Source organism: Vibrio sp. Vb1337, assembly GCF_033338715.1.
GTDB lineage: Bacteria > Pseudomonadota > Gammaproteobacteria > Enterobacterales > Vibrionaceae > Vibrio > Vibrio alginolyticus.
The window spans coordinates 4,830-30,805 of sequence record NZ_JAWOTD010000035.1 but is presented as its reverse complement, the minus strand read 5'-3'; the positions used below and the strand labels follow the sequence as shown (position 1 = coordinate 30,805).

General features: G+C 45.7%; 22 protein-coding genes and 1 pseudogene. 17 read left to right on the top strand and 6 right to left on the bottom strand.

Annotated features, from left to right (window positions below):
- From R7E42_RS23070 to rpoC, 9 genes and pseudogenes are all read left to right on the top strand, one after another.
- Positions 1-71 (top strand): annotated as a pseudogene (locus R7E42_RS23070) (elongation factor Tu); the annotation flags it as partial.
- Between the two features lie 266 nt (positions 72-337).
- Positions 338-718, top strand: a complete 381-nt coding sequence (gene secE / locus R7E42_RS23065) for a preprotein translocase subunit SecE (RefSeq protein ID WP_005384680.1) — start codon at positions 338-340, stop codon at positions 716-718.
- 13 nt (positions 719-731) lie between these two features.
- Positions 732-1,280: a transcription termination/antitermination protein NusG gene (nusG, locus tag R7E42_RS23060; RefSeq protein WP_005384681.1), complete on the top strand. Its 549-nt coding sequence runs from the start codon at positions 732-734 to the stop codon at positions 1,278-1,280.
- Between the two features lie 164 nt (positions 1,281-1,444).
- Complete coding sequence (gene rplK / locus R7E42_RS23055) at positions 1,445-1,873, top strand: 50S ribosomal protein L11 (RefSeq protein ID WP_005384682.1); 429 nt, start codon at positions 1,445-1,447, stop codon at positions 1,871-1,873.
- A 4-nt stretch (positions 1,874-1,877) separates the two neighbouring features.
- Complete coding sequence (gene rplA, locus R7E42_RS23050; RefSeq protein ID WP_005384683.1) at positions 1,878-2,579, top strand: 50S ribosomal protein L1; 702 nt, start codon at positions 1,878-1,880, stop codon at positions 2,577-2,579.
- A 293-nt stretch (positions 2,580-2,872) separates the two neighbouring features.
- Positions 2,873-3,367 (top strand): 50S ribosomal protein L10, encoded by a 495-nt coding sequence (gene rplJ / locus R7E42_RS23045; protein ID WP_005382538.1) that lies wholly within the window; start codon positions 2,873-2,875, stop codon positions 3,365-3,367.
- 57 nt (positions 3,368-3,424) lie between these two features.
- The gene (rplL, locus tag R7E42_RS23040; protein ID WP_005382540.1) at positions 3,425-3,793 is read left to right on the top strand and encodes a 50S ribosomal protein L7/L12; all 369 of its coding nucleotides are present in this window, start codon (positions 3,425-3,427) and stop codon (positions 3,791-3,793) included.
- A gap of 252 nt (positions 3,794-4,045) precedes the next feature.
- On the top strand, positions 4,046-8,074 hold the full coding sequence (gene rpoB / locus R7E42_RS23035) for a DNA-directed RNA polymerase subunit beta (protein ID WP_005384685.1): 4,029 nt from the start codon (positions 4,046-4,048) through the stop codon (positions 8,072-8,074).
- 104 nt (positions 8,075-8,178) lie between these two features.
- Positions 8,179-12,381, top strand: coding sequence for a DNA-directed RNA polymerase subunit beta' (gene rpoC / locus R7E42_RS23030; protein WP_005382514.1), 4,203 nt, complete (start codon positions 8,179-8,181; stop codon positions 12,379-12,381).
- A gap of 172 nt (positions 12,382-12,553) precedes the next feature.
- On the opposite strand, the gene R7E42_RS23025 is transcribed toward rpoC, so the two are convergent.
- A complete protein-coding gene (locus R7E42_RS23025; RefSeq protein ID WP_005382515.1) occupies positions 12,554-13,045 on the bottom strand; it encodes an Rsd/AlgQ family anti-sigma factor in 492 nt (163 codons plus the stop codon).
- A 177-nt stretch (positions 13,046-13,222) separates the two neighbouring features.
- Here R7E42_RS23025 and nudC point away from each other — a divergent pair, with 177 nt between their 5' ends.
- Together nudC and hemE are read left to right on the top strand one after the other, a co-directional pair.
- Positions 13,223-14,020, top strand: a complete 798-nt coding sequence (gene nudC, locus R7E42_RS23020; protein WP_054575543.1) for an NAD(+) diphosphatase — start codon at positions 13,223-13,225, stop codon at positions 14,018-14,020.
- Between the two features lie 247 nt (positions 14,021-14,267).
- Positions 14,268-15,335: a uroporphyrinogen decarboxylase gene (gene hemE, locus R7E42_RS23015; RefSeq protein ID WP_005384692.1), complete on the top strand. Its 1,068-nt coding sequence runs from the start codon at positions 14,268-14,270 to the stop codon at positions 15,333-15,335.
- Positions 15,336-15,575: 240 nt separating this feature from the next.
- On the opposite strand, the gene R7E42_RS23010 is transcribed toward hemE, so the two are convergent.
- Both R7E42_RS23010 and R7E42_RS23005 read right to left on the bottom strand, forming a co-directional pair.
- Positions 15,576-16,148 carry a uracil-DNA glycosylase family protein gene (locus R7E42_RS23010; protein WP_005382518.1) on the bottom strand — a complete coding sequence of 191 codons (573 nt, stop codon included), beginning with the start codon at positions 16,146-16,148 and terminating at the stop codon, positions 15,576-15,578.
- A 2-nt stretch (positions 16,149-16,150) separates the two neighbouring features.
- Positions 16,151-17,074: a D-2-hydroxyacid dehydrogenase gene (locus R7E42_RS23005; RefSeq protein ID WP_005384694.1), complete on the bottom strand. Its 924-nt coding sequence runs from the start codon at positions 17,072-17,074 to the stop codon at positions 16,151-16,153.
- Between the two features lie 66 nt (positions 17,075-17,140).
- Between R7E42_RS23005 and R7E42_RS23000 the strand changes: the two genes are divergently transcribed.
- Complete coding sequence (locus R7E42_RS23000; protein WP_005382520.1) at positions 17,141-17,728, top strand: YjaG family protein; 588 nt, start codon at positions 17,141-17,143, stop codon at positions 17,726-17,728.
- Between the two features lie 79 nt (positions 17,729-17,807).
- Here the strand turns inward: R7E42_RS23000 and R7E42_RS22995 are convergent, their stop codons facing one another.
- Positions 17,808-18,941 (bottom strand): hemolysin family protein, encoded by a 1,134-nt coding sequence (locus R7E42_RS22995; protein ID WP_017821795.1) that lies wholly within the window; start codon positions 18,939-18,941, stop codon positions 17,808-17,810.
- Positions 18,942-19,194: 253 nt separating this feature from the next.
- Between R7E42_RS22995 and hupA the strand changes: the two genes are divergently transcribed.
- Positions 19,195-19,467: a nucleoid-associated protein HU-alpha gene (hupA, locus tag R7E42_RS22990; protein WP_005382524.1), complete on the top strand. Its 273-nt coding sequence runs from the start codon at positions 19,195-19,197 to the stop codon at positions 19,465-19,467.
- A gap of 39 nt (positions 19,468-19,506) precedes the next feature.
- On the top strand, positions 19,507-20,205 hold the full coding sequence (locus tag R7E42_RS22985; RefSeq protein ID WP_053303483.1) for a DUF1481 domain-containing protein: 699 nt from the start codon (positions 19,507-19,509) through the stop codon (positions 20,203-20,205).
- Between the two features lie 83 nt (positions 20,206-20,288).
- Here R7E42_RS22985 and purD read toward each other — a convergent pair whose 3' ends face one another.
- Positions 20,289-21,578: a phosphoribosylamine--glycine ligase gene (gene purD / locus R7E42_RS22980; RefSeq protein WP_262591987.1), complete on the bottom strand. Its 1,290-nt coding sequence runs from the start codon at positions 21,576-21,578 to the stop codon at positions 20,289-20,291.
- A gap of 194 nt (positions 21,579-21,772) precedes the next feature.
- Positions 21,773-23,365 (bottom strand): bifunctional phosphoribosylaminoimidazolecarboxamide formyltransferase/IMP cyclohydrolase, encoded by a 1,593-nt coding sequence (gene purH, locus R7E42_RS22975; RefSeq protein ID WP_054577302.1) that lies wholly within the window; start codon positions 23,363-23,365, stop codon positions 21,773-21,775.
- Positions 23,366-23,398: 33 nt separating this feature from the next.
- On the opposite strand from purH, the gene R7E42_RS22970 reads away from it, so the two are divergent.
- From R7E42_RS22970 to cadC, 3 genes are all read left to right on the top strand, one after another.
- On the top strand, positions 23,399-23,647 hold the full coding sequence (locus R7E42_RS22970) for a hypothetical protein (protein ID WP_318073025.1): 249 nt from the start codon (positions 23,399-23,401) through the stop codon (positions 23,645-23,647).
- Positions 23,631-24,029, top strand: coding sequence for a Zn(2+)-responsive transcriptional regulator (zntR, locus tag R7E42_RS22965; RefSeq protein WP_274342422.1), 399 nt, complete (start codon positions 23,631-23,633; stop codon positions 24,027-24,029). Before R7E42_RS22970 ends, zntR begins: the two co-directional genes overlap by 17 nt.
- A gap of 163 nt (positions 24,030-24,192) precedes the next feature.
- On the top strand, positions 24,193-25,755 hold the full coding sequence (gene cadC / locus R7E42_RS22960; protein WP_318073024.1) for a lysine decarboxylation/transport transcriptional activator CadC: 1,563 nt from the start codon (positions 24,193-24,195) through the stop codon (positions 25,753-25,755).
- Positions 25,756-25,976 lie beyond the last annotated feature (221 nt).

Genomic DNA, 25,976 nt, shown 5'->3' with positions numbered 1-25,976 from the left:
GTCTACGTTTCGCGATCCGTGAAGGTGGCCGTACAGTAGGTGCTGGTGTTGTTGCTAAGATCTTCGACTAATTCATAGCGAATTAGCGATGCTTTCGGAAAATCTTGAATTAGATTTGACGAACCAGTAGCAAAAAGGGCATCATTTGATGCCCTTTTTCTGCACTCAACATTATTTTTGCTGTTTTCTTGTTCAGAAGTGGGTTGGGCGCAGAGCAAGATTAAGCAAAGAGGCTTAATCTTAAGAAGAGTACGCTGATTTTTTCAGCGATATGGAGTTTGCCCTGCAACAGCGGGGTTGTTGTCGTCTATATTAAGACTTGTAACAGGTTGGTTTTATGAAAGCAAATAATGCTGAAACTCCTGATAGCTCAAACGCAGCAGATACGTTTAAGTGGGTAGCCGCTTTCGTATTGGCAGCTGCCGCTGTTGTGGGTAATTACCTGTATGGTGAAATGTCTGTAGTGGTTCGTGCTGCAGGCGTTGTTGTTCTTATTGCAGCTGCCTTAGGCGTTGCAGCAACAACGACTAAAGGTAAAGCAGCGATCAGTTTTGCAAAAGAATCTCGTATGGAAGTACGTAAAGTTGTTTGGCCTACTCGCCAAGAAACCATGCAAACAACACTGATCGTTTTAGCTGTAAGTATTGTAATGGCTCTAGTGCTATGGGGTATTGACGGAATTATGGTTCGTCTAGTAGCTCTAGCAACTGGGGTATAGAGGGTTTTTATTCATGAGTGAAGCTCCAAAAAAACGCTGGTATGTGGTTCAAGCCTTCTCTGGATTTGAAGGTCGTGTAGCTCAATCTCTGCGCGAGCATATCAAAATGCACGGCATGGAAGAGCTATTCGGTGAAGTACTGGTTCCTACTGAAGAAGTAGTGGAAATGCGCGCGGGTCAGCGTCGCAAATCTGAGCGTAAGTTCTTCCCAGGTTACGTCCTTGTTCAGATGATTATGAACGATGAATCATGGCACCTAGTACGCAGTGTGCCGCGTGTCATGGGCTTCATTGGTGGTACCTCAGACCGTCCGGCACCTATCACGGATAAAGAGGCTGACGCGATTCTTAATCGTCTTGAGAAAGCGAGTGAAGCGCCTCGTCCGCGTACAATGTACGAAGCGGGTGAAGTGGTACGTGTTAACGAAGGTCCATTTGCTGACTTCAACGGTACTGTTGAAGAAGTGGATTACGAGAAGAGCCGCCTGAAAGTGTCTGTATCGATCTTTGGTCGTGCGACACCAGTTGAGCTTGAATTTGGTCAGGTTGAAAAGCTGGACTAAGACTCTTCGTTAAAGAGTATAAAAAATCACCTTTTTAGGGTTGTATAAGGCGCGGATTATGACTATAATTTCGCGCCTTTTTACTTCAAGTGAAGTAAAAAGTTTCTTACACAAACGGGGAGCTGATCCGCGATTAGCGTTTGTACCCAAACTTAGGAATTATCATGGCTAAGAAAGTTGAAGCTTACATCAAGCTACAAGTTGCTGCTGGTATGGCTAACCCTAGTCCACCAGTAGGTCCTGCACTAGGTCAACACGGTGTGAACATCATGGAATTCTGTAAAGCGTTCAACGCAAAAACAGAATCTATTGAGAAAGGTCTACCAACTCCAGTAGTTATCACAGTATACAGCGACCGTTCTTTCACGTTCGTAACTAAGACTCCACCTGCTGCTGTTCTTCTTAAGAAAGCTGCTGGCGTTAAGTCTGGTTCAGGTCGTCCAAACACTGAAAAAGTTGGTACTGTAACTGACGCTCAAATCCAAGAAATCGCAGAAACTAAAGCTGCTGATATGACTGGTGCTGACATCGAAGCGATGAAGCGTTCTATCGCTGGTACTGCTCGTTCAATGGGCCTAGTGGTAGAGGGTTAATAAGATGGCAAAACTAACTAAGCGCATGCGCGTAATCCGCGAAAAAGTTGACGTAACTAAAGAATACGAAATCAACGAAGCTGTTGCTCTTCTTCAAGAACTAGCGACTGCTAAATTCGTTGAGTCTGTAGACGTTGCTGTTAACCTTGGCATTGATGCTCGTAAATCTGACCAGAACGTACGTGGTGCAACTGTACTACCTCACGGTACTGGCCGCGAAATCCGCGTTGCAGTGTTCACTCAAGGTGCTAACGCTGAAGCAGCTAAAGAAGCTGGCGCAGACATCGTAGGTATGGAAGATCTTGCTGAGCAAGTTAAGAAAGGCGAAATGAACTTTGACGTAGTTGTTGCTTCTCCAGATGCAATGCGCGTTGTAGGTCAACTAGGTACTATCCTAGGTCCTCGCGGTCTTATGCCAAACCCTAAAGTTGGTACTGTAACTCCTAACGTTGCTGAAGCAGTTAAAAACGCTAAAGCTGGTCAGGTTCGTTACCGTAACGACAAAAACGGCATCATCCACACTACTATCGGTAAAGCAAACTTCTCTGCTGAGCAGATCAAAGAGAACCTAGAAGCACTTCTAGTTGCTCTGAAGAAAGCTAAGCCATCTTCAGCGAAAGGTACTTTCCTGAAGAAAGTAAGCATCTCTACTACTATGGGTGCTGGTGTTGCTGTTGATCAGGCTAGCCTGAACACTCAAGCATAATTTATTTGCTTAGGCGCAAAATTAGTGTATAATTTTGCGCCTAATATTTGTGGTTGGGGCTGAACTTTGGTTCTTTGAACTGTCTCCTAGTTCGAAATGAATTAAGACCCAGTCTCCGTCCAAGACCGTAGGTGTTTGTGTAAAAGCAAACTTAATTATCCTACGTAGATGGTGCCCGAACTGACAGAAAGCTCTATGTAATATAGTTAACTTTCTTCTGGGGAAGCACCTCAATAGCTCTCACTGTCGTGATGATAGTGAGTGGTGTAACGACAACCAGGAGTAAATCCAAGATGGCTTTAAACCTTCAAGACAAAAAAGCAATTGTTGCTGAAGTCAACGAAGCTGCCAGTGGTGCACTTTCTGCAGTTGTAGCTGATTCTCGTGGCGTTCAAGTTGGCGCGATGACTTCTCTACGTAAACAAGCTCGTGAAGCTGGCGTTTACATGAGAGTTGTTCGTAACACTCTTGCTCGTCGTGCGGTTGAAGGTACTGAGTACGAGTGTCTAACTGACACTTTCACTGGTCCTACTCTAATCGCATTCTCTAATGAGCACCCAGGTGCTGCAGCGCGTCTTTTCAAAGACTTCGCTAAAGAGAACAAAGATTTCGAGATCAAAGCTGCTGCATTTGAAGGCGCTTTAACTGACGCTGAAGTACTAGCAACACTACCAACTTACGACGAAGCAATTGCACGCCTAATGATGTGCATGAAAGAAGCTTCGGCTGGCAAGCTGGCGCGTACTATCGCAGCTATCCGCGATCAAAAACAAGAAGCAGCGGCATAAGCCTTGCTTTTTACTGGTTGCTTAATAAACTTATTGTTGACTTAAAAGAGAATTGTTATGTCTATTACTAACGAGCAAATCCTAGACGCAGTTGCAGAAATGTCTGTAATGCAAGTTGTTGAACTAATCGAAGCAATGGAAGAGAAATTCGGTGTTTCTGCTGCTGCTGCTGTTGTAGCTGGCGGCGCTGCTGCAGGCGAAGCTGCTGCTGAGCAAACTGAATTCGACGTAATCCTAGAAGCTGCTGGCGGTAACAAAGTTGCTGTAATCAAAGCAGTACGTGGCGCAACTGGCCTAGGTCTTAAAGAAGCTAAAGCTCTAGTAGACGGCGCTCCAGCACCTCTTAAAGAAGGTGTTGAGAAAGCAGAAGCTGAAGCTCTTAAAGCTCAGCTAGAAGAAGCTGGTGCAACTGTTGCTGTTAAGTAATTATTGCATAGTTTCTTAGCCTAACGGCTAATTGGCTGGTGGTTTTTTAACCACCGGCCTTTTTGCGCTGTAGGGTATAGGCGAATTTTCCCGCTGTTTAAGCGCCTGATATCCATGCAAAAAACATTTCATTCTTACGAAATGAAATGTCACTACAGTAAACAGCTATATTAGTCACTGTCCCTTACCCCCCTTAAGTAACTAGGAGCGGGCGGACAGTTTGGGTCACTTATCAGCGAGCTGAGGAACCCCATGGTTTACTCTTATACCGAGAAAAAGCGCATCCGTAAGGACTTTGGTACTCGTCCACAAGTTTTGGACATTCCATACCTGCTATCGATCCAGCTCGATTCGTTCGACAAATTTATCGAACAGGATCCTGAAGGTCAATACGGTCTTGAAGCCGCTTTCCGTTCTGTATTCCCGATTCAGAGCTACAACGGCAATTCTGAGCTGCAATACGTTAGCTACCGTCTTGGTGAGCCAGTTTTTGACGTTAAAGAATGTCAAATCCGCGGTGTAACTTACTCAAAGCCACTACGTGTAAAACTACGCCTAGTTATCTTTGATAAAGACGCGCCAGCAGGTACTGTAAAAGACATTAAAGAACAAGAAGTCTACATGGGTGAAATTCCACTCATGACAGACAATGGTACCTTCGTAATCAACGGTACCGAGAGGGTTATCGTATCCCAGCTGCACCGAAGCCCAGGCGTGTTCTTCGACAGCGATAAGGGTAAGACCCACTCTTCAGGTAAAGTTTTATACAACGCACGTGTTATTCCTTACCGTGGTTCATGGCTTGATTTCGAGTTTGATCCTAAGGATAACTTGTACGTTCGTATCGACCGCCGTCGTAAGCTACCAGCATCGATCATCCTTCGAGCACTAGGTAAGTCGACAGAAGAAATCCTAGATATCTTCTTCGAGAAAGTGAACTTCGAAGTGAAAGACCAAACTCTATTGATGGAGTTGGTTCCTGATCGTCTACGTGGTGAAACTGCGTCATTCGACATCGAAGCAAATGGTAAAGTTTACGTTGAGCAGGGTCGTCGCGTAACAGCTCGTCATATCCGCCAACTAGAAAAAGATGGTGTTGATCACATCGAAGTACCAGTTGAGTACATCGTAGGTAAAGTTGCATCAAAAGATTACATCAATGAAGCAACTGGCGAGATCATTGTTAACGCTAACCAGGAAATCAGCCTGGAAGCACTAGCGAACCTATCTCAGGCAGGCCACAAAGCGCTAGAAGTTCTATTCACGAACGATCTAGACCACGGTCCATTCATGTCAGAAACACTACGTATCGACAGCACGGTTGATCGTATTTCTGCATTGGTAGAAATCTACCGCATGATGCGCCCTGGTGAGCCGCCAACAAAAGAAGCTGCAGAAGCTCTATTCGAAAGCCTATTCTTCTCTGAAGAGCGTTACGATCTATCGACTGTTGGTCGTATGAAGTTCAACAGCTCTATCGGCCGTGAAGATGCTCAAGAGCAAGGCACACTTGATGAAACTGATATCATCGAAGTGATGAAGAAGTTGATCGCGATCCGTAACGGTAAGGGCGAAGTGGACGATATCGACCACCTAGGCAACCGTCGTATCCGTTCTGTAGGCGAAATGGCTGAGAACCAGTTCCGTGTAGGTCTAGTACGTGTTGAGCGTGCAGTTAAAGAGCGTCTAAGCCTAGGCGATCTTGACGCAATCATGCCTCAAGACTTGATCAACGCGAAGCCAATTTCTGCGGCAGTTAAAGAATTCTTTGGCTCTTCACAGCTTTCACAGTTCATGGACCAAAACAACCCGCTATCAGAAGTAACGCACAAGCGTCGTATTTCTGCGTTGGGTCCTGGCGGTCTAACTCGTGAACGTGCTGGCTTCGAAGTACGTGACGTACACGTAACTCACTACGGTCGTCTATGTCCTATCGAAACGCCTGAAGGTCCAAACATCGGTCTGATCAACTCTCTATCTGCGTTTGCGCGTTGTAACGAGTACGGTTTCCTAGAGACACCATACCGTCGCGTTGTAGATGGCGTAGTAACAGACGAAGTAGATTACCTATCTGCAATCGAAGAAGGCCAATTCGTTATCGCACAGGCGAACGCTAAACTAAACGAAGATGGTACTTTTGCAGATGAGCTGATCACAGCTCGTCAGAAAGGTGAATCTGGTCTACACCCTCGTGAGCACGCTCAGTACATGGACGTTGCGACAAACCAGGTTGTATCTATCGCTGCATCGCTTATCCCGTTCCTAGAACACGATGATGCGAACCGTGCATTGATGGGTGCGAACATGCAACGTCAGGCAGTTCCAACACTGAAAGCTGACAAACCGCTTGTTGGTACTGGTATTGAACGTAACGTAGCAGTTGACTCAGGTGTAACTGCAGTTGCTAAACGTGGTGGTGTAATCCAGTCAGTAGATGCTTCTCGTATCGTTGTTAAAGTTAACGAAGAAGAGCTAGTACCAGGTGAAGCTGGTATCGACATCTACAACCTGACTAAATACACACGTTCTAACCAGAACACATGTATTAACCAGCGCCCATGTGTGATGCCAGGTGAGCCTGTATCACGCGGTGACGTTCTTGCTGATGGTCCTTCAACAGACCTTGGTGAACTAGCGCTTGGTCAAAACATGCGTATCGCGTTCATGCCTTGGAACGGTTACAACTTCGAAGACTCGATCTTAGTATCTGAGCGCGTAGTTCAAGAAGACCGTTTCACGACTATCCACATCCAAGAACTGACTTGTGTGGCGCGTGATACTAAGCTTGGTTCTGAAGAGATCACAGCGGATATTCCAAACGTAGGTGAGTCTGCTCTGTCTAAACTAGACGAGTCAGGTATCGTTTACATCGGTGCTGAAGTTAAGGGTGGCGACATCCTAGTTGGTAAAGTAACACCTAAAGGTGAAACTCAGCTAACGCCTGAAGAGAAGCTACTACGTGCAATCTTCGGTGAAAAAGCATCTGACGTTAAAGATACTTCACTACGTGTACCTAACTCTGTATCAGGTACGATCATCGACGTTCAAGTCTTTACTCGCGATGGCGTAGAGAAAGACAAGCGTGCGCTTGAAATCGAACAGATGCAGCTTAAAGAAGCGAAGAAAGACCTAACTGAAGAATTCCAGATTCTTGAGGGCGGCCTTCTAAACCGTGTTAAAGCTGTATTGATTGAAGGCGGTTACTCTGAAGCGAAACTAGACACAACTGATCGTAAGAAGTGGCTAGAACTAACGCTAGAAGATGACGCACTACAAACTCAGCTTGAGCAACTTGCTGAGCAGTGGGATGAGCTAAAAGCTGACTTCGATAAGAAGTTCGAAACTAAGCGTCGTAAGATCACTCAAGGTGATGATTTAGCACCTGGCGTCCTGAAGATCGTTAAGGTTTACCTAGCGGTTAAACGTCGCATTCAGCCTGGTGATAAGATGGCGGGTCGTCACGGTAACAAGGGTGTAATCTCTAAGATCAACCCTGTTGAAGACATGCCATACGATGAGAAAGGTCAGCCTGTAGACATCGTACTTAACCCACTGGGTGTACCTTCGCGTATGAACATCGGTCAGATCCTAGAAGTACACTTAGGTCTGGCAGCGAAAGGTATCGGTGACAAGATCAACCAGATGGTTAAAGAGCAGCAAGAACTAGCGAAATTCCGCGAGTTCCTACAAAAAGTTTACGATCTAGGCGACACTCGCCAGAAAGTAGACATTGCTTCTCTATCTGATGATGAAGTACGTACTCTGATCAAGAACTTGCGTGGCGGTCTACCAATCGCGACTCCTGTATTTGATGGCGCTCCAGAAGAGTCAATCAAAGCACTTCTTGAGCTAGCAGATCTACCAACATCAGGTCAGTTAACACTGTTTGATGGTCGCACAGGTGATGCGTTTGAGCGTCCTGTAACTGTTGGTTACATGTACATGCTGAAACTGAACCACCTTGTTGATGACAAGATGCACGCTCGTTCAACTGGTTCGTACAGCCTAGTAACTCAGCAGCCACTAGGTGGTAAAGCTCAGTTCGGTGGTCAGCGTTTCGGTGAGATGGAAGTATGGGCACTAGAAGCATACGGTGCTGCTTACACGCTACAAGAAATGCTAACGGTTAAGTCGGATGACGTTAACGGCCGTACTAAGATGTACAAGAACATCGTAGACGGTAACCACAGCATGGAACCTGGCATGCCAGAATCGTTCAACGTACTGTTGAAAGAGATCCGCTCGCTAGGTATCAACATCGAGCTAGAAGACGAAGAGTAATCCTTTTCTCTCTTGATGAAAGTCGAGAGAATCAAAGCGATTATTTGGAAGAAGGTGCTCACTTTAGCAAGTGAGCTCCTTTTAACTCCTTACAGGAGCTGATTGTGAAAGACTTATTAAACTTTCTAAAAGCACAGCATAAGACCGAAGAATTTGATGCAATCAAAATCGGTCTATCTTCACCAGACATGATCCGTTCATGGTCTTTCGGTGAAGTTAAAAAACCTGAAACGATCAACTATCGTACGTTCAAACCTGAACGCGATGGTCTGTTCTGTGCGCGTATCTTTGGTCCAGTTAAAGACTACGAATGTCTTTGTGGTAAGTACAAGCGCCTGAAGCACCGTGGTGTTATCTGTGAGAAGTGTGGTGTAGAAGTTACACAAACTAAAGTTCGTCGTGACCGTATGGGCCACATTGAACTGGCTTCACCAGTAGCTCACATCTGGTTCCTAAAATCGCTACCGTCTCGTATCGGTCTACTAATGGATATCCCTCTACGTGATATCGAACGCGTTCTGTACTTCGAAATGTACGTAGTAACAGAGCCTGGTATGACTGATCTAGAAAAAGGTCAGATGCTTACTGAAGAAGAGTATCTAGATCGTCTAGAAGAGTGGGGCGACGAGTTCACTGCTAAGATGGGTGCGGAAGCTATCAAGGACCTACTAGGTTCTATGGATATGCACGCTGAAGCAGAACAAATGCGTGAAGAGTTAGAGACAACAAACTCTGAAACTAAGCGTAAGAAAGTAACTAAGCGTCTTAAGCTGGTAGAAGCGTTCATCGCATCGGGTAACAACCCTGAGTGGATGATCCTAACTGTACTTCCAGTACTTCCGCCAGATCTACGTCCTCTAGTACCTCTAGATGGCGGTCGCTTTGCGACTTCTGATCTTAACGATCTATACCGTCGTGTGATCAACCGTAACAACCGTTTGAAGCGTCTTCTAGAGCTAGCTGCTCCGGACATCATCGTACGTAACGAAAAACGTATGCTGCAAGAGTCTGTTGATGCGCTACTAGATAACGGTCGTCGTGGTCGTGCGATCACAGGTTCTAACAAGCGTCCTCTGAAATCTCTTGCTGATATGATCAAGGGTAAACAAGGTCGTTTCCGTCAGAACCTTCTAGGTAAACGTGTAGACTACTCTGGCCGTTCTGTAATCACAGTAGGCCCATACCTGCGTCTACACCAGTGTGGTCTTCCTAAGAAGATGGCACTTGAGCTATTCAAACCATTCATCTACAGCAAGCTAGAGACTCGTGGTCTTGCGACTACAATCAAAGCTGCTAAGAAAATGGTAGAGCGTGAAGAAGCGGTCGTTTGGGATATCCTAGACGAAGTAATCCGTGAACACCCAGTACTATTGAACCGTGCACCTACACTTCACCGTCTAGGTATCCAGGCGTTCGAACCAGTACTGATCGAAGGTAAAGCGATTCAGCTACACCCACTTGTTTGTGCGGCGTACAACGCGGACTTCGATGGTGACCAAATGGCGGTTCACGTACCTCTAACTCTAGAGGCACAGCTTGAAGCTCGTACTCTGATGATGTCGACAAACAACATTCTGTCGCCAGCGTCAGGTGATCCGATCATCGTACCTTCTCAGGACGTTGTATTGGGTCTGTACTACATGACTCGTGAAAAGATCAACGTGAAAGGTGAAGGCATGTACCTTTCTGGCCCAGAAGAGGCTGAGAAAGCATACCGCACTAAACAAGCTGAGCTTCACGCACGCGTTAAAGTACGTATTACAGAAACTGTTGTAGACGAAGATGGCAACAGCACTACAGAAACCAAGATGGTAGACACCACTGTTGGTCGTGCAATGCTATGGCAAATCGTGCCAGCTGGTCTACCGTACAGCATCGTTAACCAAAAGCTAGGTAAGAAGCAAATCTCTAACCTACTTAACGAGGCGTACCGTAAGCTAGGTCTGAAAGATACAGTAATCTTCGCTGACCAAATCATGTACACAGGTTTCGCATACGCGGCACTTTCTGGTGTATCTGTTGGTATCGACGATATGGTTGTACCAGCAGCTAAGTACACTGAAATCGCAGAAGCGGAAGAAGAAGTACGTGAAATCCAGGAACAGTACCAATCAGGTCTTGTTACTGCGGGCGAACGCTACAACAAAGTTATCGATATCTGGGCATCGACCAACGACCGTGTTGCGAAAGCAATGATGGAAAACCTTTCATCTGAAACGGTAGTTAACCGTGACGGTGAAGAGGAACAGCAAGAGTCATTCAACAGCATCTATATGATGGCGGACTCGGGCGCTCGTGGTTCTGCAGCACAGATTCGTCAGCTTGCGGGTATGCGTGGTCTGATGGCGCGTCCAGATGGTTCAATCATCGAAACGCCGATCACAGCGAACTTTAAAGAAGGTCTAAACGTACTTCAGTACTTTATCTCAACGCACGGTGCTCGTAAGGGTCTTGCGGATACGGCACTGAAAACAGCGAACTCGGGTTACCTAACTCGTCGTCTAGTAGACGTTGCTCAAGACGTTGTTGTAACTGAACATGACTGTGGCACTCACGAAGGTGTCGACATGATGCCTCACATCGAGGGTGGTGATGTTAAAGTTGCACTTTCTGAGCTTGCTCTTGGTCGTGTTGTTGCTGAAGACGTACTAAAACCTGGCACTGAAGACGTTCTTATTCCACGTAACACCCTGATCGATGAGAAGTGGTGTCAAATCATGGAAGAGAACTCAGTAGACAGCATGAAAGTGCGCTCTGTAGTAACGTGTGATTCTGACTTCGGTTGTTGTGCACAATGTTACGGTCGTGACCTAGCACGTGGTCACCTAGTGAACCAAGGTGAAGCAGTGGGTGTTATTGCTGCTCAGTCTATCGGTGAGCCAGGTACACAGCTAACGATGCGTACGTTCCACATCGGTGGTGCGGCATCGACAGCAGCGGCAGAGAACAGTGTTCAAGTTAAGAACAACGGTTCTATCAAGCTACACAACGCTAAATCTGTATTGGCTGATGACGGTAAGATCGTTATCACTTCTCGTGCGACAGAGTTAACTATCGTTGATGAGTTTGGTCGTACTAAAGAGAAGCACAAACTGCCTTACGGTACGCTACTAAGCAAAGGCGATGGTGATACAGTTCAAGCTGGCGAAACAGTTGCAAACTGGGAAGCGCACACACTACCTATCATTACTGAGGTAGCAGGTCGCATCCAGTTCGTAGATATGATCGACGGCGTAACAGTATCTCGTCAAACGGATGACTTAACTGGTCTATCTTCAAGCGAAGTAACTGACCCAGCAGCTCGCCCTTCAGCAGGTAAAGATATGCGTCCAGCTATCAAACTTGTTGACGAGCAAGGTAACGATGTAATGATCCCTGGTACTGATATGCCAGCTCACTACTTCCTACCTGGTAAAGCGATTGTGAACATCGAAGATGGCGCAGCAGTAGGTGTTGGTGCAACACTAGCACGTATTCCTCAGAAGTCTGGCGGTAACAAAGATATCACCGGTGGTCTTCCACGAGTTGCTGACCTATTTGAAGCACGTAAGCCGAAAGAGCCTGCAATCCTTGCTGAGCACACAGGTACTGTGAGCTTTGGTAAAGAGACGAAAGGTAAACGTCGCCTAGTGATCACACGTGAAAGCGGTGAAGCTTACGAAGAGATGATTCCTAAGCATCGTCAGTTGAACGTATTCGAAGGTGAAAAAGTTGAACGTGGTGACGTGATCGCAGATGGTCCAGAGTCTCCACATGACATCCTACGTCTACGTGGCGTACACGCGGTAACGCAGTACATTGCTAACGAAGTACAGGAAGTTTACCGTCTACAAGGCGTTAAGATTAACGATAAGCACATTGAAACTATCGTTCGTCAGATGCTACGTAAGTGTACTATTACTCACTCTGGTGACTCTGAGTTCCTACCTGGTGAGCAGATTGAATACTCACAAGTTAAGATTGCTAACCGTAACCTAGAAGCTGAAGGCAAAGAGCCTGCACGTTTCGAACGTGAACTACTAGGTATTACTAAAGCATCTCTAGCGACTGAGTCGTTCATCTCTGCGGCATCGTTCCAGGAGACAACTCGCGTACTAACGGAAGCTGCGGTTTCTGGTAAGCGTGATGACCTACGTGGTCTGAAAGAGAACGTAATTGTTGGTCGTCTGATCCCAGCTGGTACTGGTTTCGCATACCACCAAGAGCGTCAAGCTAAACGTTCTGAAGCGCAAGATGGTCCTTCTGCTGAGCAAGCAACGGATAACCTAGCGGCACTTCTAAACGCTGGTTTCTCTTCTGAAGAGTAAGTCATATAACGAGTAATCGTTAAAAGCTTAAGAAAAAGGCACCTTCGGGTGCCTTTTTAGTTTTTATACTACTTTGTTCTTCCGGTGGGATTTTCGATAAAGCTAGAAACAAAAAAGACCGACGATGATCGTCAGTCTTTTCTCTCACTCTATTTCTGAATGTTTGCAAATACTAAGCTCCAGGTGGCATAGACAGGCTTTCTGCGATTTGCTGTATCAGATAGTCCTCGACTTCAAAGCGAGTCTCAAGAATTTCCCCAATGAGACACATATCAGAATCGAAATCATTTAATTCATCATCTTCAGTCACTTCTGAGTACTTATCGTTAAAGTTCAATAATGGTTCAGTCGTTAGAACAATTTGACCATAGGTTTGATTGATCTCATTAGTCACGACAAAGCCGGTTGCTTTCCAACGGTCCATAACCATGTCATAAATTTTAAAGTGGCCTTCGGAGATGTAATCAACGAGGTGCTGACAGAAATCCTGCAGTTCGGAAGGAGATGGGAGTTCAATAACATTGGTTTTCGAACAAGGTTGCAGCGCTGCAAGCTTACAATATTCAACAATCAGGGATTGTCGTGTCTCTAACCAGTGATCAATGACATCACTTGAGCCACCCCACTGGTCTTGTGTTTGTTTGAATTTTCTTAGCATGACCATGCCCTCATGATCTGATCGCCCATCGGCGAACGTATCCTTTGCAAAGCAAAGTTAGTAAAGTTATTACAAACTCTTGTCCTTACTAGAATTTAGAGTGCACATTTACTTAACGATAAACTCTAGTATGAAATTAGATTGCCAGTAAAATGAACGAACTTCAAGCAAAGGGATGGTGTAATGTTAAGAAAAGGTGATGTTAACCGCGCGATAAATGCATACTGGTGTGTTGTTGCAGGAAGTGAAATTTGGCTGGTGGATGGTGCTGTGCCCTTCGGGTCTGCAGAGCAGTTATCACTGCCAGTAACGAGTGCAAGACCCATTGGTGAGTATTCTGGTTCGCCCGTCATGTGGCTTAACTTGGCCGATTTAGAGCATGATCTACCTTTAGTATCCCTGCGTGACTGCCTGCATTTTCCTGAGCCATTATTTATGTTGTTAAGTAAAGCTGTGCAATATGGGCACATGACGCAAAGTTTGCGCTTTTGCCCACAGTGTGGAGGAAGAAACTTTCTTAATAATAACCAGTTAGCCATGCAGTGTGGTGAATGTCGCACCCTTCATTATCCTAGAATATTTCCGTGTATTATCGTTGCTGTACGTAAAGAAAATCAGATTTTATTAGCCCAACATCCAAGGCATCGAAATGGTATGTATACGGTTATTGCTGGCTTCTTAGAAGTCGGTGAGACATTAGAAGAGTGTGTGGCTCGAGAAATTCATGAAGAAACGGGAATTCTCGTTAAAAATATTCGTTACTTTGGCAGCCAGCCTTGGGCTTTCCCATCCAGTATGATGATGGGGTTTTTAGCTGACTATGAATCGGGAGAGTTAAGTCCAGACTACACTGAGCTGTCTGATGCACAATGGTTTGGTATCGACGAGATGCCGCCTGTTGCGCCTAAAGGAACGATTGCAAGAGCACTTATCGAGCAGACGCTGAAAGATATAGACACTAATTATCTGATAAATAGATAAAAAAAACCCTCCGAGAGGGAGGGGGTAAGTAAGATGTCGTTATGAGATGCTGAGTACTAAGTACTCAGTTTATAATTGTAGTTTTCGCTAGCGAACAAATTTTTAACACTGATACCGATTGGGTGCAAATTAAGCATTGATTTAAAAGTTAATAACTTGATCCAGGTTGCAAAGCACACAGCTATTGGACTTAAATCAGTGATAGAATACCCCCTTTCACAGAAAGCCTAACAGTTGGAATTACGGAATGACTGAATTAAAAAATGATCGTTATCTGCGTGCGCTTTTAAAAGAGCCGGTAGATTACACGCCAGTATGGATGATGCGCCAGGCAGGTCGTTACCTACCAGAATACAAAGCGACTCGTGCAGAAGCGGGTGATTTCATGTCTTTGTGTCGAAATGCAGAATTAGCATCAGAAGTGACACTTCAACCATTACGCCGTTTTCCTCTTGATGCCGCGATCTTATTCTCGGACATCTTAACGATTCCAGATGCAATGGGGCTTGGTTTACGTTTTGCTGCGGGTGAAGGACCTGTTTTTGATAACCCAATTACATGCAAAGCCGACGTGGAAAAAATTGGTTTGCCAGATCCTGAAGGTGAACTGCAATACGTAATGAACGCAGTACGCCAGATCCGTAAAGACCTGAAGGGTGAAGTGCCGCTGATTGGTTTTTCTGGTAGTCCTTGGACTCTTGCGACGTATATGATCGAAGGTGGTAGCTCTAAAGCGTTTACCAAGATCAAGAAGATGATGTACGCGGAACCACAAACTCTGCACCTACTTCTAGATAAGCTGGCAGACAGCGTTATCGAGTACTTAAACGCGCAAATTAAAGCGGGTGCGCAATCGGTAATGGTATTTGACACATGGGGTGGCGTACTAACGCCTCGTGATTACAATCTGTTCTCACTGCAATACATGCACAAGATTGTAGATGGTCTGATTCGTGAAAACGACGGTCGTCGCGTGCCAGTCACACTGTTTACTAAGAATGGCGGCATGTGGCTTGAGCAAATCGCAGCAACGGGCTGTGATGCGGTTGGTCTAGACTGGACAATCAACATTGCAGACGCGAAAGCACGTATCGGTGATAAAGTGGCGCTGCAAGGTAACATGGACCCATCAATGCTTTACGCTTCACCAGAGCGTATCCGTGAAGAAGTCGCGGGTATTCTAGAAGGTTTTGGTGATGCAGGTACTGGTCATGTGTTCAACCTAGGTCACGGTATCCATTTGGATGTGCCGCCAGAAAACGCGGGCGTATTTGTGGAAGCGGTACACGAGCTATCTAAGCCATACCACAAGTAAGTTAGATCTTTTGAAATCAAATGCCGGCATTCAGTGCCGGTATTTTTTTGCCTAAAATTCATTTTTTCTATCTGAGACTCAAGGCTGTACAGCTCTAGTAGTATTTGGCCTACTATGATCTAATTACTACTCTAGCTGTACATTAGACATTAAAATTTAATATAAACAAATACTTATAATTTCTGGTTTTATGTTCTAATTTTCTTGTACAGATAAACAAGCAATTAGATCATGGGTAACCTAAAGCATCGAGTGAACGCGTTTTTTAAGGTATGGTACGACGTCAGATTCAAACCAAGGATTCTTCTTTAACCACAATGTATTGCGTGGAGATGGGTGAGGGAGCGGGATAAAGTCCGGTTCCCAATCTTGCCATTGCTGAACGGTTTGCGTGAGCGTCTTTGGTTTGTTGGTGAGATAGTACTGCTGCGAGTACTGACCAATTAGTAGAGTGAGCTCTATATTGGGCAGCTGCTCAAGAATCTTTTTATGCCAAGTGGGCGCACATTCTTTACGAGGCGGTAAATCACCAGAGTTCCCTTTGCCTGGATAACAGAATCCCATTGGGACAATGGCAATTTTATTTGGGTCGTAGAAAACGTCTTTGTCGATATCGAGCCATTGGCGTAATCGATCACCACTTGGGTCATTCCAAGGTATCGAGGTTTTGTGTACACGTGTGCCAGGGGCCTGACCGATGATTAGGATGCGTGCCCCTTTTGCTGCTTGCACGACAGGGTTTGCACCCAAAGGTAAGTTATCCGCGCAGATCTGGCAGGCCCTCACTTGCTGCAATAGCTCGTCTAACGACATTCTTAGTAACCCTTTTCGAAATCCACTTGATAATTTAATGAAAACCCATCGCGCCAGCGTAGATAGTTGTCAGCAAAAATCTCGATGACTTGCTCGGGAAAACTCAGCGCAGCAATGTGTGGAGTGATGGTGACTTGCGGTAGTTTCCAAAATGGATGCTCTACCGACAACGGTTCTTGATCAAACACATCTAAGAAGGCGTGTTCTACCCAACGGTTTTTCAGAGCGAAGAGCAACCCTGCCTCATCCAGTACGTCGCCACGACCTACGTTAAACAATAACGCCTGATTTAGTTGGCTGAGCGTTTGACGATTAAGTAACTGTCGCGTCTCAGGTGTACTTGGTAGAGTATTCACAACGATGTCGGCTTGCTCAAATGCCTTACTTAGTTCATTGATATGAAAGGTCTGATGAAACTCGCCGCCTGGAGTAGGGATACCTGTGCGGTTAATACCGATAGTTTTTATCCCCATTGCTTTAGCGGCGTTGCCCAGATAGCCCCCAATGCTACCGGTACCAAGAATTACCATGGTTTTACTTTTTAATGACGTGTACAGGTGAGGCTGCCATTGTTTGTTTTGTTGCTGCTGGTGGTATCGGGCAAAGTGGCGGTAATGGGCAATACTGTAACCCAAAACATATTCAGCAATCAGTGGACCAAAGATGCCTCGAACGTTAGTTAAAGTATAGTCCTGACGAAGGCTAGGGGATGTTAAGGCGTTGACACCAGCAAACGTGGATTGTACCCATTCAAGCTGTGAAAACTCGTCTAAGCTTTGTGATAGTAAGGGTGGATCCGCTAGTACGATCTGAGCGGCTTCTGGTTGGTCGGTGAGGCAAAGATCGGGCAGATTTTTCTCTGCCAGTAACGTTTTGTAGGTGTCGCGATGCTCTGAGAGCAGGAAAATCTGATTTGAATGCGGCATTAACTTTTTTCCCTGTGATGAATCAAGTACACTTTCGCTGTTTTTTTCTTCAATGATTGAGTGACTATGCTTAAGAATCCTCTTCAGGTTCGTTTAGAAAAACTAGAACCTTGGCAACAAATTACCTTTATGGCGTGTCTGTGTGAACGCATGTATCCAAACTATGCGATGTTTTGTGAGAATACAGAATTTGCTGACCCGCGTGCTTACCGAGCGATTCTTGATAGTGTATGGGAAATTTTGACAGTTAAGAACGCGAAAATTAACTTCGAACGCCAATTAGAGAAGTTAGAAGAATTGTTCCCAAGTGCGGATGAGTTCGATTTTTACGGCGTTTACCCAGCGATGGACGCGTGTCAGGGTTTGTCTACGTTACTGCATGGTCTATTGGATCGCGACTACCTTTTCGATTCAATGCTTAAAGTGAGCCAACAGTCGGTACAAACCGTTGCTGACCTAGAGCAAGCGCAAGGTGCAGAGCCAATCACCAACGACAACCAGAAAGAAAACGAAGCCGTATGTGAAGAGTGGGACGTCCAGTGGGCTATCTTCCGTCCGCTGCGTGAAGCGGTAGAACGTGACATCAGCTTGATTAAAGATTTGCGTGAAGAGCTACGTGAAGAAGGTGTGAGCAACATCGGTATTGCACTTTAATCGTTGAATAAATAGAAAAAGGCATCCTAACTGGATGCCTTTTTTGTTTGTGCGTTTAAGCTGTTATACCTAATGCTGATTACGATTCTTTCGAGTCGGATTTCGGTGGCTCTTGAGCTTCTGGCTCTTTATCCTGCTTCTCCGGCTCATTATCTTCTTCATCGTCATCGCGGCTTTCGATTACGCCGTGCATTTCTTTCCAGCTTTCCCAGCGTTGGTAAGCCAGCTCCTGCATGTCAGTGCTTTTATCTGCTTCGTCGATGATCTCCTCGCCTACGAGGTGTTCAAAAATATCTTCCAACGTTACCAAACCTAGCACGGTACCGTATTCATCAACAACAAGTGCCAGCTGTAAGCGATGAGTCATCATCTGGTCGAATACTTTAGGTAAAGTGGTATTGTTTAGCACCACTTGAATTGGGCGCATGATTGCTCCCAACTGTTTCTGTCCACAACCTGATTGTTGTAGTTTGAACAACTCAAGGCGATGCACAAAACCAATGATGTTATCTTTCTGCTCGCTGTAAACCAATGGGCGTGAGAAAGGCGTATCTTTGTGTTTTTCTAGGAACTCATTGATGGTCATTGTGGCATCGACACGGAATACTACTGGTCGTGGCGTCATAACCTGCGTTACGGGTACATCTTGGATGCCAAGCAAGTTGCTTAAGATTTTTGATTCACCCTCGGCAAACTCACCGCTTTCACGTGCCAGAATCGCCATTGCAGACAGCTCATCACGCATCTTTGGAGCTTCGTGGTTACGAGCAAGACGCTTGGTGATTTGCTCTGAGAACCAAACAAAGGGTGTAAGCGCCCATACCATCCAACGCAATGCGACCGCGGCAGTGGGTGCCAACTGACGCCAGTAGGTCGCGCCAATCGTCTTCGGTACGATTTCTGAAAGCACTAAGATCGCCAATGTCAGCACTGCCGAAAAGATACCTAATGCTTCGCTACCAAATACAACTGCAGCTTGTGCACCAGCAGTGGCCGCGCCGATCGTGTGAGCGATGGTGTTTAAAGTCAGAATAGATGCCAGTGGTCGGTCGATATCTGATTTCAGCTTAGCCAATTGCCCAGCTGCGGGATGCCCCTGTTGATTGAGCTGCGCAATGTAGCTCGGACTGATACTCAGCAGTACCGCCTCCAGCACCGAACAGATAAACGAAATGCCGATTGCAATAGAGATATAAATGGATAACAGCAGCATAGTTGCCCTTGAATGTAGTTTGATAGTGGTTATTTGCAGCTATTATAACCGCAAAAGTGACTTATAAATTGGTCCAAATACCTTGGAAAGCAAGGGTTTTCAGGGGGTATGTGGTAACAAATTGTGAGTTATTACTCATATTATGGCTAAAAGTACGTCAGAAAATCGAAAGATCGCTTACAAACCTTTGCCAGATGGGGCATTTATGTTTTAGAGTGAGACGAATTCGATAACCTATGAGAAGGGAAACCTAATGAACAAGACCCAATTAATCGACTTTATCGCAGAGAAAGCAGACCTATCAAAAGCACAAGCAAAAGCTGCTCTTGAAGCGACTCTTGATGGTGTAACTGGCGCACTTAAAGAGGGTGACCAAGTTCAACTAATTGGTTTTGGTACATTCAAAGTAAACCACCGCGCTGCACGTACTGGTCGTAACCCTAAGACTGGTGACGAGATTCAAATCGCAGCAGCTAACGTACCAGCATTCGTAGCAGGTAAAGCGCTGAAAGAATCAGTAAACTAAGTTAGAATGCACCGAGGTATCCTGCCTCGGTGCAATTTCATGAAAAAACATCTACTCACTTCACTTCTCCTATCTAGCCTTACCCTTTTTGGCTGTTCATCGGTTGAAACTCCTAATTTAGAACAATTCACGCATTTTTCAGGTGGTAAAGTTGCGGGAGATGCTAGCAGCTTGTACTGGATGACAGAGAAACTCACTCGTGTGAGTACGGCGGCTGATTATGTGACTATGGGGGACAATGGTTGGTTCCAGAGTGATTATCGCTGGGATGAAGGGGAGTTGCGAGAGTTGATTCGAAAAGGCGAGCAAGTTGATACCAAACAAGAGTTGGTGCCTTTTCAAATCCACATCCGTTTCAATAAAGATGGCGAAGCGGTTTACCAACAATATCGTGTTAACCGTAAAGTCTTACCACTTCAGCATGACCAATTAGAGCGCTACAAAGCAGAAGCGAATGACGTAGTGGCATCGGTTAAGGCGCAGTCTCGTAACAATCAGAGCCTTATTCAAGGTTATTGGAATGGTCAATCGTTTGAAACCTGCAAAGGTAAGGTGTTCTCGACACTCGAGTTTAATCAGACGTTGCCAAAATTTATTATCGAGCGTCTCTCATCGGTAGACAGTTATGTGGCTTTTGTCGGCAAGCAGTCACGAAACAAAGCAATGGTCGATGAACTGTTGATGCTCAATGACGATGACTTTGATTGTGTTTCTCGGCCAAAGTTGATCTCTGAATAAACATTGCTTCGAATTCTGTCGAACAAGAACAATAAAAAAGGCGCTGAGTGCGCCTTTTGTTTTTTAGCCAACTTATGTTGTTTTTATTTTTCTTGCTCACGTGCAATTGCACGGTAGCCGATGTCGTTGCGATGGAACATGCCATCCCAACTGATCTGTTTTGCAAGCTCGTAAGCACGCTGCTGCGCTTCTGATACACTGTTGCCAAGTGCGGTTGCACAAAGAACACGACCACCGTTTGTCACGATGTCGCCATCTTTGTTATCTGTACCAGCATGGAAGACTTTTTCGCCTTCAATTTCAACTTGTGGCAGACCCGAAATAACGTCGCCTTTGTTGTACGCTGCTGGATAACCACCGGCTGCTAGCACGATACCAATCGATGCTCGTGGATCCCACTTCGATTCCGCTTGATCCAGTTTCTCGTCGATTGCCGCTAGGCACAGATCAACAAGATCCGATTCCATGCGCATCATGATAGGTTGCGTCTCAGGATCACCGAAGCGGCAGTTGTACTCGATTACTTTCGGAGTGCCGTCTTTGTCGATCATCAGACCCGCGTATAGGAAACCAGTGTAAGGGTTACCTTCAGAGGCCATGCCACGTACTGTTGGGTAAATCACTTCTTCCATGATGCGGTTGTGGATTTCCTGTGTTACCACTGGAGCAGGAGAATATGCACCCATGCCACCGGTGTTAGGACCCGTATCTTTGTCGCCTACGCGTTTGTGGTCTTGGCTGGTGGCCATTGGCAGAACGTTCTCACCATCCACCATCACGATGAAGCTTGCTTCTTCACCATCTAGGAACTCTTCGATAACGACACGACTACCAGCATCACCAAATGCGTTGCCTGCTAGCATGTCTTTGATTGCGTCTTCCGCTTCTTCTAGCGTCATTGCCACAATCACGCCTTTACCAGCAGCAAGGCCGTCGGCTTTCACCACGATCGGTGCACCTTGCTCACGCACGTAAGCAAGCGCTGGTTCAATTTCTGTGAAGTTTGCGTAGGCACCGGTTGGGATTTGGTGACGAGCAAGGAAGTCTTTAGTAAACGCTTTAGAGCCTTCAAGCTGCGCTGCGGCTTGGGTAGGACCAAAGATTGGTAAGCCCGCTTCGCGGAACGCATCCACCACACCAATAACCAGCGGTGCTTCTGGGCCAACGATAGTCAGTTCAATCGCCTTCTCTTTGGCGAAAGCAACAAGGCCAGCGATGTCTTCTACATCGATGTTTACGTTCTCTAGTTTTGGCTCTAGTGCTGTACCTGCGTTGCCTGGAGCAATGAAAATAGTCTCAACATTTGGGTTTTGCGCTGCTTTCCAGCCTAGCGCATGTTCACGACCGCCTGAACCAATGATTAAAACTCGCATATGAAAATCCTTAATCTTATAAATACCGTTTGCTCAAACTCAGATATTTCGCAAAGACCTGAGTATGGCCTCTCTAATTCAATGGGACGAGGACAAGGCGACAAGTGAACTTATTCCTATGAGCATAGTATGCTATGTGATTAGGATAAGTGAACGCCGTCAACGCAGTTATCGTCCCAGTGAAGACGAGAGGATTAGTGGCGGAAGTGACGCATACCGGTAAAGATCATCGCCATGCCGTGTTCGTCTGCCGCTGCAATAACTTCGTCATCACGCATGGAACCACCTGGTTGGATCACACACTTGATGCCCGCTTCTGCAGCCGCGTCGATACCGTCACGGAATGGGAAGAATGCATCTGATGCCATTACACAACCTTCAACCTGTAGACCTTCGTCTGCAGCTTTGATGCCCGCGATTTTCGCAGAGTAAACGCGGCTCATTTGGCCAGCACCTACACCGATAGTCATGTCGCTTTTCGAGTAAACGATCGCGTTAGATTTCACGTATTTCGCTACTTTCCAGCAAAACAGTGCATCTTTCAGCTCTTCTTCTGTTGGCTGGCGCTTAGAAACCACTTTTAGGTCGTCTAGGCTTACCATGCCTTGGTCACGGTCTTGAACCAGTAGACCGCCATTCACGCGTTTCACGTCAAAGCCAGTTGTCTTAGTTGTCCATTCGCCACACTCAAGTAGACGCACGTTCTTCTTCGCTGCAACCACTTCAATCGCTTCAGCAGAAACAGAAGGTGCGATGATCACTTCAACGAATTGACGCTCAACAATAGCGGTTGCTGTTGCTGCGTCTAGCTCTTGGTTGAATGCAATGATGCCGCCGAATGCAGATGTTGGGTCAGTTTGGTAAGCACGGTTGTACGCTTCTAGGATGTCTTTACCTAGAGCAACACCGCATGGGTTTGCGTGTTTTACGATTACACATGCTGGCTCGTTGAACTCTTTCACACACTCAAGCGCTGCGTCCGTGTCTGCGATGTTGTTGTAAGAAAGGGCTTTACCTTGGATTTGGCGAGCAGTAGAAACGGATGCTTCTTGTGGGTTTGCTTCAACGTAGAATGCGGCTGCTTGGTGGCTGTTCTCACCGTAGCGCATGTCTTGCTTCTTCTCGAACTGTTGGTTGAACGTACGAGGGAATTTGCTCTCTTCATCACCTTCTTTGTTCTCACCGTAAGATGGAACCATAGTGCCGAAGTAGTTTGCGATCATGCCATCGTAAGCGGCAGTGTGTTCAAAAGCAGCGATGGCAAGGTCGAAGCGAGTTTCGAGAGTGAGAGATTTGTCGTTTTCGTCCATCTCTGCAATTACGCGGCCGTAATCACCTGCGTTAACAACGATAGTCACGTCTTTGTGGTTTTTCGCTGCAGAACGAACCATTGTTGGGCCGCCGATATCGATGTTTTCAACCGCGTCGGCTAGTGTACAGCCTTCTTTGGCAACGGTTTCTGCGAATGGGTATAGGTTTACGACAACCATATCGATAGGGTTGATGCCGTGCTTTTCCATCACGTCATCATCTTGGCCACGACGACCAAGCACACCACCGTGAACTTTTGGGTGAAGCGTTTTAACGCGGCCGTCCATCATTTCTGGGAAACCAGTGTAGTCAGAGACTTCGGTTACGGCGATGCCTTGTTCGGCAAGTAGGCGAGCTGTACCACCAGTAGATAGGATATCGACACCGCGCTCAGCAAGAGCTTGCGCAAACTCAACAATACCTGTTTTGTCTGATACGCTGATAAGCGCACGGCGAATAGGACGAGCGTTATTCATGCTTCCATTTTCCTCAAATTCACGGAGTTAAAGATGTTTGCCAAAAATGAACTTGTTTTTACCTCTTGGGGTAAAATATTGGCCAGTTTTGGTAAAGACCTTTGCAGGGTGTTTTCTGGTTGGAAAACAGTCTCCACGTTTGATGGCGCGTATTCTAACCAATTTATTACAAAAAAGCTCGCGCAATCGTTTGGCATCTCAAAAATAATTGCAAAAAAGTGGTTCTTTAGCTTTAAAAGTAACGAGATAGTTAATAGGGGGAGTTATGTTTCAGATAGGTGAACTGGCAAAACGTTGTGGTGTGACTGCCGATACATTGCGTTTCTACGAGAAAAACGCGCTAATAAAACCCGCAGGACGAAGTGAGTCAGGCTATCGCTTGTATGATGAAGAGAATCAAAAGCAGGTGCACTTTATCCTCAAAGGTAAAGATCTTGGCTTGAGTCTGGATGAAATTAAAGACCTGTTAGAAATTAAGTTAGAAGCGACAGAACACAGCTGTGCAGAGGTAAAAGCCATTACTTCTGCCAAGTTAGAGCTGATTGATGGGAAAATTAACGAGCTGACGAAAATTCGCCGAGCGTTAAAGAAGATTAATGATGCTTGTTGTGGTCATACAGACGATAACGCCACACATTGCTCTATCCTTGCAGCACTTGAGTAGTCTCATTCTTGAATCACTTAACTTAAGTTTGCATTTTTGGCGACTTGCTTTTCTAGGTACACGCTGCTTTCCCACCTATAATCTTGCCTTTAGTTACTTGTAGGAATCGACCATTGTCTGATTCCTAGCGTAACGCTGTCTGTAGATACGAGAGTTTTCATACATGGTTGGAGTCTATTTTCAAATCAATGACTGGGTTTTGAGCGTTGATGAAAATAAGCTGTATCGACAAGATAGGGAAGTTGCTGTTGAGCCACGCTTAATTAATCTTTTGCACTTCTTAGCGGAGCATGCGAATGAGGTGTTCAACCGCGAGGAATTGATTCAGTACGTTTGGGCTGGAGCGATTGTGACCGATCAAGTGGTGACTCAATCCATCTTTGAGTTGCGTAAGCTACTACGTGACGGTCGAGAGGAAAATACCAACTACGTTATCACGGTGCCCAAGCGTGGCTATAAGCTGGTAGCGAACGTGGTTGCTATGACGCATGAAGAGTTTGTCACAAGTCGGCAAAATGAAGAGATCCCACCTTCGGTTGAAGAATCGGAAGAGGATTGTCTACCTATAGCACCAGCCGTTACCTTTCCAGCAGGTCCTCTAACTCGCGCGGTCTGCGAGATGTCAAAAGAGAAAAAAGCCCCTCAGAGCAAAAACAAAATCAGTCCTTGGCGATTGGGAATTATGAACTTCATCTGGATCAGTATGTTGGTCGTAGTGATGGGCGTGTTTACCTACAAGCAATCGGAAGTGCGTATTACCCAAGCCATCGATACCCATCTGATTGAGTTCAAGTTTCAAGATAATTTTACGAATGAAGGATTAAGCTACGATTTGGCAGACGGATTCGCCCAAAAGTTGATGTCCGACATTGCTCAAGTCAGTGATTACCGAGTCATGCTAAAGAAGGCGTCGTTTACTTCTGGCATTGTGCCTGGTAAATCGGTTGTGGTGAGAGTTCGTGAGAATGACGGTGGCAGCTTTTTAGAGGTGGAATATCGCAATAACTCATCTGAGAAAGTGTTGTTTAGTCGTCAATACGCGTTAACCAGTAGTCATTTAAAGACAGTGCTTCAACAAGCATCGTTGGATTTGATGCAAGTGCTGAAAGTATCGGATGCCAAATTGAAATCTACGATGCTGGTGGCGGGAATGCCAATGAATCCCGACGCGTTGGAGTTGTTTGTTCAGGCTAACCATTACCTTAATGTCTCTGATACTAAACAATTCCGCCAAGGTATCGACTTGATGGAAAACATTTTAGAAATCGAGCCGGATAATGCTTACGTTCAAGCTGAGTTGTTGATTGCTTACCATGTACAAAAGGCACTTGATTTCTCACAGGAGTTGAAGAAAGGGCGAATGCAGCAGCTCAGTGAAGCACTAGAGACTAATGTGAAAATGATGGTGGGGCCAATTCAACCGCGAATTTATGAAGCTTTAGCACTGCACGAAACCATCATTGGTGACATGGCGTTAGCCAAGCGGCATCTCGGACAGGCATTGAGGTTACGTGATTCAGTGCTTTCCTATGTGATTCGCGGTAAGCACGCCGAGCTGGATGGTGATTTGGATTGGGCAAGTGAGTCCTACAGTGAAGCATTCTATATTGATACATCTGTAGAAACTTACTTATTGTGCGAGAACTTGGTTTTTCCAAGTAACATGAAGGCGATTGATTACGCCATGTATCGCGCAGTGCATCCTTCCGTGGTTCGTATGTTGTAAGCGGCCACTATCTAACAAGTAAAGATATCTTTAGCCCTTCATTTCGGTGAGGGGCTTTTTTGTATCTGCCTCTTGTGTGTGCTTCTTACCTCTATTTCTACTAATAATGCTTGCTATAGAAGAGGAGAGGGCTTTTCATTCTCTATTCTCTATTCTCTATTCTCTATTCTCTATTCTCTATTCTCTATTCTCTATTCTCTATTCTCTATTCTCTATTCTCT

Excerpts from the sequence above, each read along its gene's own strand:
- R7E42_RS23010 (WP_005382518.1), bottom strand. The coding sequence starts at position 16,148 with ATGTCGTTAGACGAGCTATTGCAGCAAGTGAGGGCCTGCCAGATCTGC.
- R7E42_RS23000 (WP_005382520.1), top strand. The coding sequence starts at position 17,141 with ATGCTTAAGAATCCTCTTCAGGTTCGTTTAGAAAAACTAGAACCTTGG.
- secE (WP_005384680.1), top strand. The coding sequence starts at position 338 with ATGAAAGCAAATAATGCTGAAACTCCTGATAGCTCAAACGCAGCAGAT.
- cadC (WP_318073024.1), top strand. The coding sequence starts at position 24,193 with ATGGTTGGAGTCTATTTTCAAATCAATGACTGGGTTTTGAGCGTTGAT.
- rplK (WP_005384682.1), top strand. The coding sequence starts at position 1,445 with ATGGCTAAGAAAGTTGAAGCTTACATCAAGCTACAAGTTGCTGCTGGT.
- R7E42_RS22985 (WP_053303483.1), top strand. The coding sequence starts at position 19,507 with ATGAAAAAACATCTACTCACTTCACTTCTCCTATCTAGCCTTACCCTT.
- nusG (WP_005384681.1), top strand. The coding sequence starts at position 732 with ATGAGTGAAGCTCCAAAAAAACGCTGGTATGTGGTTCAAGCCTTCTCT.
- rplJ (WP_005382538.1), top strand. The coding sequence starts at position 2,873 with ATGGCTTTAAACCTTCAAGACAAAAAAGCAATTGTTGCTGAAGTCAAC.
- hupA (WP_005382524.1), top strand. The coding sequence starts at position 19,195 with ATGAACAAGACCCAATTAATCGACTTTATCGCAGAGAAAGCAGACCTA.
- R7E42_RS23025 (WP_005382515.1), bottom strand. The coding sequence starts at position 13,045 with ATGGTCATGCTAAGAAAATTCAAACAAACACAAGACCAGTGGGGTGGC.
- rplA (WP_005384683.1), top strand. The coding sequence starts at position 1,878 with ATGGCAAAACTAACTAAGCGCATGCGCGTAATCCGCGAAAAAGTTGAC.
- R7E42_RS22995 (WP_017821795.1), bottom strand. The coding sequence starts at position 18,941 with ATGCTGCTGTTATCCATTTATATCTCTATTGCAATCGGCATTTCGTTT.
- zntR (WP_274342422.1), top strand. The coding sequence starts at position 23,631 with ATGTTTCAGATAGGTGAACTGGCAAAACGTTGTGGTGTGACTGCCGAT.
- purH (WP_054577302.1), bottom strand. The coding sequence starts at position 23,365 with ATGAATAACGCTCGTCCTATTCGCCGTGCGCTTATCAGCGTATCAGAC.
- purD (WP_262591987.1), bottom strand. The coding sequence starts at position 21,578 with ATGCGAGTTTTAATCATTGGTTCAGGCGGTCGTGAACATGCGCTAGGC.
- R7E42_RS22970 (WP_318073025.1), top strand. The coding sequence starts at position 23,399 with ATGTTTGCCAAAAATGAACTTGTTTTTACCTCTTGGGGTAAAATATTG.
- R7E42_RS23005 (WP_005384694.1), bottom strand. The coding sequence starts at position 17,074 with ATGCCGCATTCAAATCAGATTTTCCTGCTCTCAGAGCATCGCGACACC.
- rpoB (WP_005384685.1), top strand. The coding sequence starts at position 4,046 with ATGGTTTACTCTTATACCGAGAAAAAGCGCATCCGTAAGGACTTTGGT.
- nudC (WP_054575543.1), top strand. The coding sequence starts at position 13,223 with ATGTTAAGAAAAGGTGATGTTAACCGCGCGATAAATGCATACTGGTGT.
- hemE (WP_005384692.1), top strand. The coding sequence starts at position 14,268 with ATGACTGAATTAAAAAATGATCGTTATCTGCGTGCGCTTTTAAAAGAG.
- rplL (WP_005382540.1), top strand. The coding sequence starts at position 3,425 with ATGTCTATTACTAACGAGCAAATCCTAGACGCAGTTGCAGAAATGTCT.